Raw genomic sequence first — 15,194 nt, 5'->3', positions numbered from 1 at the left:
GCTTAACTCCCTTCCAAATCAGATCTGATATCAGATAGGTGCTCGTGTAATCGTTGTAATGCACGTTGGGTATCGAAGCGTTGAATATCAAATTCTATGTGTTGCCATATAGAAGGATCACAGACATTACGTTTCTTGCAAATTTCGAGGATCTCTTTGGCTCCACGGATATAACCAATACTCAAATAATCTTCTAGTTTGATTAGCGCTTGTTCTGGTGCTACATCATCCTCATCAATCACGCTGACAGATAAAGCGTTACTATCATAGTGTAAGGGTTCAACCTGTTTTTGAGGTTCTTCTGCGACTTGAGTTGGCTCATTCTGATGAACCCAGTTCAAGCCTAATTTATCTCCAATTTTGTTCAGTAGCAGATTTAAGTCCACTGGTTTGACCAGAAAGTCTTCATTCAATACATCGGTTTCAGGGTTCTGCATTCGTTCATTGGCATCTGCGGAAATAATGATGATGGGAACATTGGTCATTTTATTATTTCTCAATAATTTCGCAGTTTCCCACCCTCCCATCAAAGGCATACTCAAATCCATTAAAATTAAATCTGGTCGAAATTCAGGGACTTTTCTTAGACATTGCAATCCCGATTCTGCTTCTTCAAGAATAAAGCCGAGAGGTTTAAGGAAATTTAAAACTAGTCCACGATCAGTTGCTTCATTGTCTACGACCAATATTTTACGGCGATGTCCCGTATAGCCAGATACTGTATTCGATGCGACATCAGCAATCGGATGAATGACCGACTTTGAAGGTAAATATAGTTTTATTTTAAAAATAGAACCGTTTTTTAACGTACTGCTGACCTTTAACTCCCCACCGAGAATATCCACCAATAGTTTAACAATTGGTAAACCCAAACCTGTTCCAGCAAAGCTACCTTGTACGACATTTTGTCCGCGCTCAAAAGGCTGGAATATTCGCTCTAGATCTGCTTCAGCAATTCCGCATCCCGTATCATGAATTTCAAAATATGCCGTCTGAAAGCGATAATCCACTCGAAATTTCACCTCTCCTTCGAGCGTAAATTTCAAAGCATTTCCCATTAAATTGATAAGGATCTGTTCAAGTCTTTTTTTATCTATACGTACGTATTGTGGTATTTTTTCACTAATTTCGACCGTAAATTTCAGTTGTTTTTGTTGGAATTGTGGCTCAAACATATTCACGATTTGTTGGAGAAACTTCGGAAATTCAATATTCGACATTTCTAAAGAAATTTTACCTGTTTCAATCCTTGCAAGATCAAGTAAACCATCAATCAAGGACGTTAAATGCTGCCCACTACGACGAATCACGCCCAGCGCAGCTTTTCCTTGTTCAGAGAGTTGTTCTTGTTTATTGAGTAATTGGCTATATCCTAAAATACTATTTAGAGGTGTTCTCAGTTCATGACTAATCCCAACAACATAACGACTTTTGGCCTCATTGGCTTTTTCAGCTTGAGTTCGTGCATCTTGTAATTGCCGATCTGTAATTTTATGCGCTTCAATTTCGTCCATGAGCAGTTGTGTTTGCATATTACTTTCAAGCTGAGCTTGTCGGCGACTTTCATCATTGAGTACCAACCACCATGCTGCAACACATAACAGTAAAAATAATACGGCATAAATTTTCACAAATAGCATCAGCAACTCATGCTGTTGAGTTGATCCAAATACTGTGCCGAATTTACTCAGTTCTTGTAAATAAACCAGACTTAAACTGACTGCCAATACCACACTCAGAACAAAGATCATCAAAATATAAAGACTCAATCTAGTATTGATGTATCTCAACCATTGGCGCGGTAGAAACCAAACTGCAAAATGCTTAAGTTGTGCAGACCACCGTGCATGAGGCTTACATAAATCATGGCAACGAGCTTCTAAGGTACAGCATAAAGAACAAATAATATTGTTATAAGCAGGACAAGTCGCCATGTCAGCCATTTCATAATCATGCTCACAAACCACACATCGTTGTGTCTCTATTGGTTTTAATGATTTATCTTCATGACGTGCGATGTAGTATTTGCCACGAGTAAAATAAGCAAGCATTGGGACACAGACGATAGCTGAACCTAAAGCAATAAATCCTGCTAAGGATTTTGCGATATCACCAAATAATCCCCAGTAGCATAAAATCGACAACAAGGATGCAATACATAAACTGCCAACACCGACTGGATTAATGTCATAGAGATAGGCACGCCTAAACTCAATTCCTTTCGGGCTCAGCCCCAATGGCTTACAAATGATGAGATCAGCAACGATGGCTCCCACCCATGCCAAGGCGACATTACTATAAAGCCCCAATACACGCTCCACCGCATGGATGACGCCTAGCTCCATCAACAATAGCGCAATAAAAATATTGAACACTAACCAAACCACACGTCCGGGATGACTGTGTGTTAAGCGTGCAAAGAAATTAGACCACGCCAATGAGCCAGCATAAGCGTTGGTTACGTTGATCTTTAACTGTGCGATACACACAAACATGACTGTAAGAAATAATGCAGCACCAGAATGCTCAATCACTTGTTGGTAGGCGATCCAATATAGATAATTCGGATTGCTTAATTCATGATTCGGCACCATAAATTTAAGGGCGAGAACCATTAAAATCATTCCCATAAAAATTTTAATGAATCCCACCAATATCCATGCAGGACCGCCTAAAAATACCGCCCAGTTCCATGTCTTTTGAGCATGTTTTTTGTCTGGCAAAAATCTTAAATAATCAGCTTGTTCACCAATCTGCGTAATCAGCGCAAACAAAACAGTGCAAGATGCGCCAAAAAAAGCCAAATTGAATCCTGCACTTTGACTTTGCGCGCCTTCTATTAGGGCAACTTCAGAGAGCAGAGTCGGATGCTTCACCAAAACAAAGCACCATGGTAGTAATAATAAAAAAATCCATAATGGTTGGGTAAACGCTTGTACTTTATTAATAAACCCTATGCCTTTGATCACTAGGGGCAGAATAATAAGCGCAGAAATTAAATAACCTAGACTCAGCGGCACACCTAAACCAAGCTCAAGCGCCAAAGCCATGATAGCGGCTTCAAAAGCAAAGAAGATGAAAGTAAAACTGGCGTAAATGACTGAAGTTATAGATGAGCCGATATAGCCAAAGCCTGCGCCCCGCGTAAGTAGGTCAATATCAACATTGTATTTGGCCGCGTAATATCCAATAGGCCAACTGGTCAAAAAGATAATGATTGAAACGACCACTAAGGCCCAGAATGCATTGCTAAAGCCGTATTGCCATAACATGGTTGCACCAAGCGCTTCCATCGCTAGAAAACTGACTGCTGCAAGCGCTGTATTGGTCACCGTCCAAAGGGACCACCGTCTTACTGACCTCGGTGCGTAGCGTAGTGCATAGTCTTCAATACTCTCATCAACCACCCAAGTATTGTATTTACGGCGTGTATGAATCACCCGTTGCGGTGCTTGAGGAGTATTGCTAGATGAAACCATAAAGCTGGGCAATTTAAATAGACCCTTACAGTTAGCAAAATCTATGCCCAGCGTAACTTTCATCAAAAAACATTTTGAGGAACATCGATATACGTAAAGTGACGTATATGCTCATTTTTTAACACCCCTTAGGCTTAAGTCCATAGCAAGCGCAAACAATAAACCGCGCAATGGCCTTATCCACTTCATCAGGGGAACACCAATGACCTTAAAATCTAAAGTTAAAACATCTGGCTTACTCGCAGGACTACTCGCTGTTCCTTTTTTACTGGCACCTGTCTTGACCACTGCGAGTGCTCCAGCGACAGCAAAAGTAAATACAACCAAACTTAACGTAAATGATAAATTCGTCTATGTCGGTCAGCTTCATTCAGCGACAGGAACGATGGCAATCTCTGAAACAGGGGCCATCCAAGCAGAACGCTTAGCCATTGAGCAGATCAACAAACAAGGTGGTGTATTAGGTCGTCAGATTAAAATTGTTCAAGAAGATGGTGCATCTGACTGGCCAACTTTCGCTGAGAAAGCCCGAAAATTAACTGAAAAGGATCGTGTTGCAGCAATTTTTGGTTGCTGGACTTCAGCTTCTCGTAAAGCCGTATTACCTATTATTGAACGAAATAATTCACTTCTGTATTACCCAACATTCTATGAAGGTCTAGAACAATCTAAAAATGTGATTTATACCGGTCAAGAAGCTACACAACAGGTACTTGAGTCTCTGAATTGGCTTGCACGTGAGAAAAAAGCCAAAACATTCTATTTAATCGGTTCTGACTATATTTGGCCACGTACCACCATGAAAATTGCCCGTACACACATTGAAAAAGTGTTGAAAGGTAAAGTCGTCGGTGAAGAATACTACCCGCTTGGCCATACGCAATTTGGTTCTTTAATTAACAAAACCAAACTTCGTAAACCAGATGCAATTGTCGCTGCCGTGGTAGGTGGATCAAACGTTTCATTCTACAAGCAAATGAAAGCTGCAGGCGTGACTGGCGATAAGCAAACACTGCTCACCTTCTCTGTGACAGAAGATGAATTACTGGGTATTGGTGGCGAGAATATGAAGGGCTTCTACTCTTCAATGAAATATTTCCAAAGTCTAAATAATCCAAGTAATGCAGCTTTCGTAAAAGCATTTAAAGCGAAATACGGTCCTAAAGCAGTAATTGGTGATGTGACTCAAGCCGCTTATCTTGGTCCGTGGCTATGGAAAGCCGCAGTTGAAAAAGCTGGTAGTTTTGATGTTGCGAAAGTGACCAAAGCCTCTCCAGGGATCGAAATGAAAAATGCGCCTGAAGGTTACGTGAAAATTGATGCCAATCATCATTTATGGAGCAAATCACGTATTGCACAAGTGCAAACCAATGGTCAATTCAAAGTGGTCTACGAATCAAAAGGTTTAATCAAGCCTAATCCATTCCCTAAAGGCTACTAATCGACAGCACATGATCAGGAGAGCCCTCTCCTGATCTTTTCATTTCAAACCTATTATTTAAAGCTTGGAGGATGAGGCGATGGATTTATCTTTAGCTGACTTCGGTGCAATATTTGCGATGCAAGGCTTTAATGGTCTTTCTGTTTTCTGTGTGCTGTTGTTAATGGCACTGGGCCTTGCAATTATTTTTGGGCAAATGGGTGTCATCAATATGGCACATGGTGAATTCCTCACAATAGGCGCGTATACCACATTTGTCATTTCAACCCTGACTGAAAGCTATTTTCCTCAGTTGCTTCCTTATTATTTTATTGTAGCGATTGTGGCAGCTTTTTTGACAGCAAGCATTATCGGCTATATGGTCGAACGGCTCATGATTAGTCGGCTTTATCAGCGGCCACTCGATACTTTGCTTGCAACTTGGGGCTTGAGCTTAATCATGCAACAAGTGTTTCGCTCTACATTTGGTCCCAAAGAAGTGAGTCCAACACTACCTGATTGGCTTATGGGCTCTTATCAACCGACAGAGACGATTGATATTCCTATTAATGGCTTATTCCTTGTCGGTGTCACACTCACCGTGACCGCTTTCGTCTATTTCCTCATCTATCGTTCTCGCTGGGGCTTACAGCTTCGTGCGACAAACCAAAACCGTTTCATGAGTGGTGCCGTTGGTATTAATACAAAGCGTGTGGACAGTCTAACATTCGCATTAGGTTGTGGTTTGGCCGGTATTGCTGGTGCGGCGTTTACGACAATTGGCTCAACTGGTCCAACTGCAGGCTCTCTCTATATCGTAGACACGTTCTTGGTTGTGGTGTTTGGTGGAGCTGCAAGTCTATTAGGCACTATCGCTTCGGCTTTCAGTATTGCACAAGCCCAATCAATCCTAGAGTTCTTCCTGTCAGGCTCTGTTGCCAAAGTCATTACCTTAGCGACGGTCATCATCATTTTGATGTTACGTCCTCAAGGTTTGTTCTCAATCAAAATTCGTAAATAGGTATTCAGGAGAGATTGATATGAGTAATCCAATGAATGCCTTGTTAGGCGGTAAAGAAGGTGCGATTGGACTGGCTATATTGGCAGTACTGATCCTATTTGTAATGCCCATGTTTTTAGATGTTTTCCGTCTCAATTTAATGGGTAAATATCTTACGTTTGCCTTTGTCGCGATTGGTTTAGTGCTGTGCTGGGGTTACGGCGGCATTTTGAGTTTAGGTCAGGGTATTTTCTTTGGGATCGGTGGCTACTGTATGGCCATGTTCCTCAAGCTCGAAGCTTCTGACATGCAATCCACAGCAGCTCAAACCACACCCGGTATTCCTGATTTTATGGACTGGAACCAAATTACCAGTTTACCAATGTTCTGGGAACCGTTCCATAGTTTCACATTTACCCTATTCACGATTGTAATTATTCCAATTTTATTGGCTTTTATTATTGGTTTTGCAATGTTTACTCGTCGTGTAGGAGACGTGTATTTCTCTATCATCATGCAAGCGATTGTGGCGATTTTGACAATTTTGATTATTGGTCAACAAGGCTTTACTGGTGGTATCAACGGTATTACTGATCTCAAGACATTACATGGCTGGGACATCCGTACGGATGAGGCAAAGTACGTTCTGTATTACATCAATGCATTATTACTCATCGCAGTCATCATGATCAGTCGCTTTGTTCTCAGCTCAAAGTTAGGTCGCTTACTTTCTGCAATGCGTGAAAAAGAAGAACGTGTACGTTTTTCTGGCTATGACGTTTCAATGTACAAAGTCTTTATCTTCTGCTTTGCGGCAGTCGTTTCTTCCGTCGGTGGGGCAATGTTTACGCTGCAAGTCGGCTTCATGTCTCCAACGATTATTGGCATCGTCCCATCTATTGAAATGGTGATCTTGGCTGCAATAGGCGGACGCTTATCACTGATTGGAGCTGTATATGGTGCAGTTTTAGTTAACCTCGGTAAAACTTACTTCTCTGAAGCATTCCCTGAAGTATGGTTGTACTTCCTTGGTGCATTGTTCATAGGCGTTGTGATGTTCTTACCGAATGGTTTAGCTGGCTTATATGAAAAATATGTTCGCCCACTTATCTTCAAAGATAAAAAAACAACGGCTTCGCCTACCCCCCATCAACCCACGGAGTCCAATAAAGATAGCAATGTTGAAGTAGAAGGAGGTGTGAAATGAGTAAAGTCGGCGTAGAAATGGCAAAACCTGTACTTGTAATTGAAGACCTCACAGTCTCGTTTGACGGCTTTAAAGCCGTCAGCGATCTCAACTTCTATCTCGATAAAAACGAAGTTCACGTGGTGATCGGCCCTAATGGTGCAGGTAAAACAACAGTATTGGATTTGATTTGCGGTAAAACTAAAGCAACTTCTGGCACGATCAAATTTAATGATATTGAACTGACTAAGCTCAAAGAGTTCGAAATCGTTCGTAAAGGTGTCGGTCGTAAATTTCAAAATCCCAATATTTACGAAAACCTTTCAGTCTATGACAACCTCGAAATGTCTTTCCCACGTGGTCGTAATGTGTTTGGGGCTTTGTTCTTTAAGCGAACCAAAGATGTCGAAGAGCGTATCCAAGAAGTCGCTTCAAAAATTTTCCTCACTGATTTATTACACACCTCCGCAGGCCTATTGTCTCATGGACAAAAACAATGGCTTGAAATAGGGATGTTGCTTATGCAAGACCCCGAGTTGTTAATGCTGGATGAACCTGTGGCAGGCATGAGTGTTTCTGAGCGCGAACAGACAGCACAACTGCTTCGTGAAATCAGTAAAGGACGCTCAGTCCTCGTGATTGAGCACGATATGGAGTTTGTAAAAACCATTGCAGATAAAGTGACAGTATTGCACCAAGGGAAAATCCTCGCAGCAGGAAAAATGGATGATGTGCAAAGTGATCCAAAAGTCATTGAAGTCTATCTCGGACACTAAGGAGGCCTTATGAGCGGATTATTAGAAATTAGTTCTTTGTGTTCAGGTTATAAACAAAGCCAAGTCATTCATGATCTAGAACTTAAAATTCAACCCAAAGAAATTGTGGCGATTATGGGTCGAAATGGGATGGGAAAAACCACACTGTTTAAAACCCTTATCGGTGATATTAAAAATACTCAAGGCGAAATCAAGCTCGATGGTAAAAACTTAGAAAAGCTTGACCCGTATCAACGTGTAGAAAATGGTGTTGCTTATGTTCCTCAAGGTCGTATGATTTTCTCAACCATGTCTGTTCTAGAGAATATTCAAACAGGTCTCCCTGCGTCTGCCCATGGCAAAGTACCTGACGATCTGTATGAGCTTTTCCCTGTACTTTGGGATATGCGTAAACGCAAAGGGGGAAATTTATCTGGTGGACAACAGCAACAATTGGCAATTGCACGTGCACTCGCCACCAATCCCAAAGTATTGCTGCTCGATGAACCTACCGAGGGAATCCAGCCCTCGATTATTAAAGATATTGCGAAAACGCTAAAAGAAATTCGCGATCAACGAGACCTCACTATCGTGGTCTCCGAGCAAGTACTGAGCTTTACTATGGCGATGGCAGATCGCTTCTTGGTCATCGATAAAGGCCGTTTTGCTTATGAAGATGTCAGAGCGAATGTCGATGAAGCAACCATTAGCAAATATCTTTCAGTTTAAAGCACGTCATCTCATCAATTCTTAATTTGGCATCTCCCTCGATTTTTCGGGGGATTTTTTTGACCATTTGTTGGAGTGGTATTGTTATTTCGATCTAAAGACTCATTCAAAATATCGCTTCATATACGCAATTCACCGTATTTTGCATCGATCAATTTCACGCGAAACTCCTTACATAGATTTTAATTTTAAAGATATGGGGAGTAAGTTGAATGCGTCACGGTGATATCTCAAGTAGTCCAAATACAGTAGGTGTAGCAGTAGTGAACTATAAAATTCCACGCCTGCACACCAAAGCAGAAGTACTTGAGAATGCAAAAAAAATTGCTGAAATGTTGAAAGGGATTAAACAAGGTATTCCAGGCATGGATCTCATTGTTTTCCCTGAATACAGCACCATGGGCATTATGTATGATCATGATGAAATGATGGCAACTGCAGCCACAATCCCAGGTGATGAAACGGCAATTTTCTCTCAAGCTTGTATTGAAGCAAATGTTTGGGGCGTCTTCTCAATTACTGGAGAACAGCACGAAGAACACCCGCATAAAGTGCCATATAACACCTTAGTGCTCATCAATAACAAAGGTGAAATCGTTCAAAAATATCGCAAGATTATTCCATGGTGCCCAATTGAAGGCTGGTGCCCTGGAGATACGACTTATGTGACAGAGGGCCCTAAAGGCATCAAGATGTCACTCATTATCTGTGACGACGGCAATTACCCTGAAATTTGGCGCGACTGTGCGATGAAAGGTGCTGAACTTGTGGTGCGATGCCAAGGTTATATGTACCCGGCTGATGAACAGCAAATCAATATGGCCAAATGTATGGCATGGGCAAATAACGTTTATGTGGCTGTTGCCAATTGTACTGGTTTTGATGGGGTATATACCTACTTTGGACATTCGGCAGTGGTCGGCTTTGACGGACGTACATTAGGTGAATGTGGTACGGAAGAAAATGGTATCCAATACGCACAGTTATCACTCACAGAAATACGTGATGCACGTAAATACGATCAATCACAAAACCACTTGTTCAAGCTGCTACACCGTGGTTACACAGGCGTATACAACAATGGTGATGGTGATAAAGGGGTTGCCGATTGTCCATTCGACTTCTACAAAACATGGGTCTTAGACGCACAAAAAGCACAGGAAAATGTTGAGCAGTTTACGCGTTCAACCATTGGCGTTGCAGAGTGCCCAATTGGCAACTTACCTCACGAAGGGTTAGAGAAAGAAGCTTCTTAAAGAAGCTTCGTCCGACTTGATTTCAGGAGGTTTCGAACATGACATTTGCCAGTGACCGTATACATGCCAATCAGGAAAGTTTGGCAAAACAACGCTATGACATGCAAAGCAAGGAATGTATAGCACGTACTTCCCGATTCAGTTTTGAACCAGATGCCGTGATGACCCATCTACGTGAACATATTATTGGACAAGAAGCCGCACTTGATGAAATTGAAAATATGCTCACCACAGTGAAAGCAGATTTTAACGCAGCTCATCGTCCTTTAAGTGTCACACTGATGTTAGGTCCTACCGGTGTAGGAAAAACGGAAACAGTCCGCCTCATTGCTGAAGCGATACACGGTAAAGCTGATGCATTCTGCCGAATTGATATGAATACATTGGCACAAGAGCATTATGCAGCCGCCCTGACAGGTGCCCCACCAGGCTATGTCGGCTCTAAAGAAGGAAATACTTTATTCGATGAAGCCCTGATTCAAGGGAGTTTCTCCAAACCTGGCATTGTTCTCTTTGATGAAATTGAAAAAGCCAGTACTGAAGTCATTCGAGGGCTACTCAATGTGCTTGAAACAGGAACTTTAAAATTAACTGCGGGTACAAAGGTTTTAGACTTTAAAAACTGCATGATTTTTATGACCAGTAATGTAGGTGCCAAAGATGCTCAAAAGCGTCAGAAACAACTCAGTCAATTACCAAAACCACTCCAGAATTTAGCCAAGCATTTGAAATTAGATGACAGTGAAATCACGACAAAAGCACTCGATAAAAAGTTTGATCCTGAGTTTCTAAATCGAATTGAGCGAATCTTACATTATCAGCCAGTTGAATCTGATTTTGCTGCAACCTTAGTCCAACTCGAAATTGACAAAATGAACCAACGTCTAAAAAAGCAAAGTCGAACCATTGCTTTGACCGATGCTGCCATTCGATTCCTGAGTTCAGGACATGATGTTCGATTTGGTGCTCGGGGTTTAAGCCGTCGTTTTAAAGTGTTAGTTGAACCTGCACTCGCGAAAGCTTTTCTAAACAACAAGCACATTAGTGAATTCATCATCGATTACGACAATACGAAGCTTCAAATTCAGATGATTGAGCCTGCAGTGAAACAACTTGATCCGTTACTGATACACGAAGCATCACAACAACACTGAGACCTAAACTTTATTTGACCTCAATACAGGGGATACATTATGCAACATATTAAAATCAAACCAGGAGTTCCACTTGCGGAGCAAGCCGAAATTGGTCACAACCGTTGGCACCCAGACTTACCTTTTCTGACATCAGTAAAACCTGGTGAAGAGATTCTGATTGAAAGTTTGGATTTCCTTGACGCACAAATTAAAGATACTGACGATATTTCTGATGTTAAAAATGTGGATTTAACACGTGCTCATCCTTTAACAGGTCCATTCTATGTTGAAGGTGCAGAACCAGGTGATTTGTTGGTCATTGATCTACTAGACATTCAACCGATTTCTGATGTGGGTTTTTCGGGTGTTTTTGCCAAGGAAAATGGTGGTGGCTTCTTGGCGGACTATTTCCCAGAAGCAGATAAAGCCATTTGGGATTTGAAAGGTTTATTTGCAACTTCACGTCATATCCCTGGTGTACGTATTGCAGGATTAAAACATCCTGGCTTGATGGGAACTCTACCATCACATGATTTACTGAAAGAATGGAATCGCCGTGAAGCATTGCTCGTTCCTAAAGGTCAAGCAAACCCTCCTGATCCACGTACAGCCGTTCTGCGTGGTGTAAAAGGTCCCGAATTTGATCGTATGGCGGCTGAAGCTGCACGCACAGTTCCTCCACGTGAACATGGGGGTAACACAGACATTAAAGACCTTGCTGCAGGAAGCCGTATTTACTTCCCTGTTTATCAAAAAGGTGCTGGCTTCTCAATGGGCGATCTCCACTTCTCACAAGGTGATGGTGAAATTGGTTTCTGTGGTGCGATTGAAATGGATGGCGTTACACGTGTCGGTTTCGATTTAATCAAAGGTGGGATGGAAAAATACAATATTGATTCACCCATCTTTGTTCCAAGCAATGTACGTCCAAATTATGATCAATGGCTGACTTTCGAAGGGATCAGTGTTGAAGATGGTGTAAATCACTATCTCGATGCGACAGTGGCTTACCGCCAAGCATGTTTAAAAGCCATCAAGTATCTTGAAAACTTTGGCTTTACTGGGTCACAAGCCTACATGTTACTTACCGCTGCACCAGTTGAAGGTCGTATCGGAGGTATTGTAGATATTCCAAACTGTGCATGTACCGTCTCACTCCCAACCTCCATTTTTGAACAAAATATCTTGCCGCAAGGTGCTTTAAATGACGATAAATTTTGGGGGCATAAACGCTAATTAGCGCATTATTGTTGTTACAGGTTTCACCATTTTACGGGGTAGCTTGAGTAAGCATGCGAGCTACCTCCTTTTTAACTTTTAAATATGCGCATGCTTAAAAATAAGTAGGAGCACGACCATGCCATTATACGATTTCCGTTGTGAGCACTGCGAAGGAATTTTTGAACAACGTGTGCCTATTTCTAGGATTGCAACTGACACCATCGAATGCAAATACTGCCAACAACCCACCTTAGCTAAACCAATGATTACTGGCAGACAACAAATCAACATGAAGACCAAATGGCGCCCAGGGTCAGGCGCAGAACAACTTGCAGGACCTTTAGTCGGCGGTCCAGGTACCAATAAAAATAGTGCGCGCAGTTCAGTGCTGCACAACTGTCGTGGTGTGAATTGTTCACTTTGTGAAGTATAAAAAAGCCCGCATCTGCGGGCTTTAATGCTCGTGTCTACGGACAATTAAACGACTAATTCAGCTAAGTTGCCTTTTTGTTCCAACCATTCTTTACGATCACTTGCGCGTTTCTTGGCTAATAATTTATCTAATAAACCTGAAGTAAAATGCACATCATCCAAATCTAGTTGCACCAAACGACGAGTATTGGGATCCAATGTTGTTTCACGGAGCTGACTTGCATTCATCTCACCCAAACCTTTAAATCGTGTGATTTGTGGGGATTTAGTTTTGGCTTTTTTCAATATGCCTTCTAATTCTGCTTCGTCAAGCGCGTAATGCACATCTTTACCGTCATCAATACGGAATAAAGGTGGCATCGCAACAAATAAGTGCCCTGCTTCAACTAGACTTGGGAAGTGCTTCACAAATAATGCACATAGCAAAGTCGCAATATGTAATCCATCTGAGTCTGCATCGGCAAGAATACAGATCTTGCCATAGCGGAGTTCAGACAAATCATCAGAACCCGGATCGACTCCTATTGCGATTGCAATATTATGAACCTCTTGAGAAGCAAGTACTTCATCTGAAGAGACTTCCCAAGTGTTTAAAATTTTTCCGCGGATCGGCATAATCGCTTGGAAATTCTTATCACGCGCCTGTTTGGCAGATCCTCCAGCAGAATCACCTTCCACAATAAATAGTTCTGACTCTTCCAAACTATGTCCCACACAATCAGATAATTTGCCTGGTAAAGTTGGACCTGAAACGATTTTTTTGCGCTCAACTTTCTTCGCTGCTTTTAAACGACGTCCCGCTTTTGAAATCGCCATTTCAGCCAATTGCATTGCAATTTCAGAGTTTTGATTCAACCATAAGGCAAAAGCATCTTTTGCGATGTTCTGCACAATCGCAGAGGCTTCACGACTTGAAAGACGCTCTTTGGTTTGACCTGAAAATTGTGGCTCTTGAAATTTCAAAGACAGAATATAGTTCACGCCATCCCAAACATCTTCTGCTGAAAGCTTCATATTACGTGGTAAGAGATTACGTAACTCACAGAACTCACGGATCGCATCCGTCACACCTGAACGTAGACCATTCACATGTGTGCCACCTTGAGCCGTTGGAATCAAGTTCACATAAGATTCTTGAATGCTCTCTCCGCCTTCAACATTCCAGCAAATCGCAAACTCCGCACTGGCACGTTCCGCGTCACCTGTAGCGACAAATGCAGGCATAGGGATGATTTCACGATCTTCCAACTCATCCATCAAATAATCGACGAGACCATTTTCAAACTGCCACGTGATCTTTTCGTCGTTAATTTCATCAACATAATTGATTTGTAAGCCAGCAGCTAATACCGCCTTCGCTTTTAAATTATGTTTAAGCGCCTTCAATGCAAATTTAGGTGAATCAAAATATTTCGCTTCAGGCCAAAAGTGAACTGAGGTACCCGATGCACGTTTGGGTGCTTTACCTTCCAGAACTTCAAGTGGTGCCGTTGCTTCACCTTGCTCAAAGGCCATTTTGTATAAATTACCTTGGCGCTGAACTTGGACTTCCACACGTGTGGAAAGCGCATTTACAACAGAAATACCAACCCCGTGCAAACCACCAGAGAATTGATAATTATCTGTACTGAATTTCCCACCTGCATGCAGTTTAGTCAGAATAATTTCAATGCCGCTTTGACCATATTCAGGATGAATATCAACTGGCATACCACGCCCGTTATCTTCTACTGACAATGAACCATCTTTATACACAGTCACTGTAATTTTATTCGCGTGTCCTGCCAATGCTTCATCGACCGCATTATCAATGACCTCTTGCGCCAAATGGTTTGGACGTGTGGTATCGGTATACATGCCTGGACGACGGCGTACAGGATCTAAACCAGATAAGACTTCAAGGGATTGGGCCGTATATTGAGACACGTTGAATTGTTTCCTTATTTTAAGCTGTCAGCTAAAAACTGATATACCAAGGGTATTTTATCCGCGAAATCATCCATCGCGTGATTGCCATATGTTTCTGTAATGAGGAACGCTTGATGACCATCGCAATTATAATAACGTTCCGCTTCACGATAATCCAAAACTTCATCACCTTGTTGTAACAAGACCAAGATTTTGTCTGCATCTTGCACAAACGGAACTGCCATATGCTCCAATTGATCAAGCTGAGCTTCATCTAACGACCAATTCGCAGTGACTGGATGAGGAAACTGCGCCGTTGAAAACAAGTTTCTAAATAATTTCCATGGTTGCATAGCGGGATTAATCAGTACAGCTACGACTCCATGTTTCGCGGCAAGCTGCGTCGCATAAAATCCACCTAAACTGCTCCCAATCAAAACGACATTTGACATAGATTCGATGAGTGTCGAAATCAAAGTAATGACCTGATCAGGCGGCATATTTAAATCAGGCAAATGCACTTGTACATGTTCATGTCTTTCAAAATACTGACGAATCAGTTGCCCTTTAATCGAAAAAGGACTACTTTGAAATCCATGTAGATAGATAATATTCATGAACTGATTAATTGCATTTTCCTCAAAATTGTTCTAATTTTTATTGTGAATCAGA

Annotated in this window: 12 protein-coding genes; 9 read left to right on the top strand and 3 right to left on the bottom strand. The window is 41.8% G+C overall.

Annotated features, from left to right (window positions below):
• Positions 1–2 precede the first annotated feature (2 nt).
• Positions 3–3,479 (bottom strand): hybrid sensor histidine kinase/response regulator, encoded by a 3,477-nt coding sequence (locus AC1M9A_RS04295; protein WP_481609773.1) that lies wholly within the window; start codon positions 3,477–3,479, stop codon positions 3–5.
• A 202-nt stretch (positions 3,480–3,681) separates the two neighbouring features.
• On the opposite strand from AC1M9A_RS04295, the gene urtA reads away from it, so the two are divergent.
• From urtA to AC1M9A_RS04250, 9 genes are all read left to right on the top strand, one after another.
• Positions 3,682–4,920, top strand: a complete 1,239-nt coding sequence (urtA, locus tag AC1M9A_RS04290; protein ID WP_179999684.1) for an urea ABC transporter substrate-binding protein — start codon at positions 3,682–3,684, stop codon at positions 4,918–4,920.
• 79 nt (positions 4,921–4,999) lie between these two features.
• Positions 5,000–5,920 carry an urea ABC transporter permease subunit UrtB gene (gene urtB / locus AC1M9A_RS04285; RefSeq protein WP_481609716.1) on the top strand — a complete coding sequence of 307 codons (921 nt, stop codon included), beginning with the start codon at positions 5,000–5,002 and terminating at the stop codon, positions 5,918–5,920.
• A gap of 19 nt (positions 5,921–5,939) precedes the next feature.
• Complete coding sequence (gene urtC / locus AC1M9A_RS04280; protein WP_481609715.1) at positions 5,940–7,106, top strand: urea ABC transporter permease subunit UrtC; 1,167 nt, start codon at positions 5,940–5,942, stop codon at positions 7,104–7,106.
• Positions 7,103–7,861, top strand: a complete 759-nt coding sequence (urtD, locus tag AC1M9A_RS04275; protein ID WP_092766538.1) for an urea ABC transporter ATP-binding protein UrtD — start codon at positions 7,103–7,105, stop codon at positions 7,859–7,861. Before urtC ends, urtD begins: the two co-directional genes overlap by 4 nt.
• A 9-nt stretch (positions 7,862–7,870) precedes the next feature.
• A complete protein-coding gene (urtE, locus tag AC1M9A_RS04270; protein ID WP_035264750.1) occupies positions 7,871–8,569 on the top strand; it encodes an urea ABC transporter ATP-binding subunit UrtE in 699 nt (232 codons plus the stop codon).
• A 212-nt stretch (positions 8,570–8,781) separates the two neighbouring features.
• Complete coding sequence (locus AC1M9A_RS04265) at positions 8,782–9,825, top strand: aliphatic amidase (RefSeq protein WP_035264753.1); 1,044 nt, start codon at positions 8,782–8,784, stop codon at positions 9,823–9,825.
• Positions 9,826–9,863: 38 nt separating this feature from the next.
• On the top strand, positions 9,864–10,979 hold the full coding sequence (locus AC1M9A_RS04260; protein ID WP_481609714.1) for an AAA family ATPase: 1,116 nt from the start codon (positions 9,864–9,866) through the stop codon (positions 10,977–10,979).
• Between the two features lie 39 nt (positions 10,980–11,018).
• Positions 11,019–12,197: a formamidase gene (gene fmdA / locus AC1M9A_RS04255; protein ID WP_092766540.1), complete on the top strand. Its 1,179-nt coding sequence runs from the start codon at positions 11,019–11,021 to the stop codon at positions 12,195–12,197.
• A gap of 121 nt (positions 12,198–12,318) precedes the next feature.
• Complete coding sequence (locus tag AC1M9A_RS04250) at positions 12,319–12,615, top strand: FmdB family zinc ribbon protein (protein ID WP_035264759.1); 297 nt, start codon at positions 12,319–12,321, stop codon at positions 12,613–12,615.
• A gap of 44 nt (positions 12,616–12,659) precedes the next feature.
• On the opposite strand, the gene parE is transcribed toward AC1M9A_RS04250, so the two are convergent.
• Together parE and AC1M9A_RS04240 are read right to left on the bottom strand one after the other, a co-directional pair.
• Positions 12,660–14,540 (bottom strand): DNA topoisomerase IV subunit B, encoded by a 1,881-nt coding sequence (gene parE, locus AC1M9A_RS04245; protein WP_481592802.1) that lies wholly within the window; start codon positions 14,538–14,540, stop codon positions 12,660–12,662.
• A gap of 14 nt (positions 14,541–14,554) precedes the next feature.
• Positions 14,555–15,139 carry a YqiA/YcfP family alpha/beta fold hydrolase gene (locus AC1M9A_RS04240; protein ID WP_481609713.1) on the bottom strand — a complete coding sequence of 195 codons (585 nt, stop codon included), beginning with the start codon at positions 15,137–15,139 and terminating at the stop codon, positions 14,555–14,557.
• Positions 15,140–15,194 lie beyond the last annotated feature (55 nt).

Source organism: Acinetobacter sp. ANC_7634, from assembly GCF_056779875.1.
Note: the sequence above shows the minus strand (reverse complement) of the source record. Positions and strands in the feature narration are given on the sequence as shown.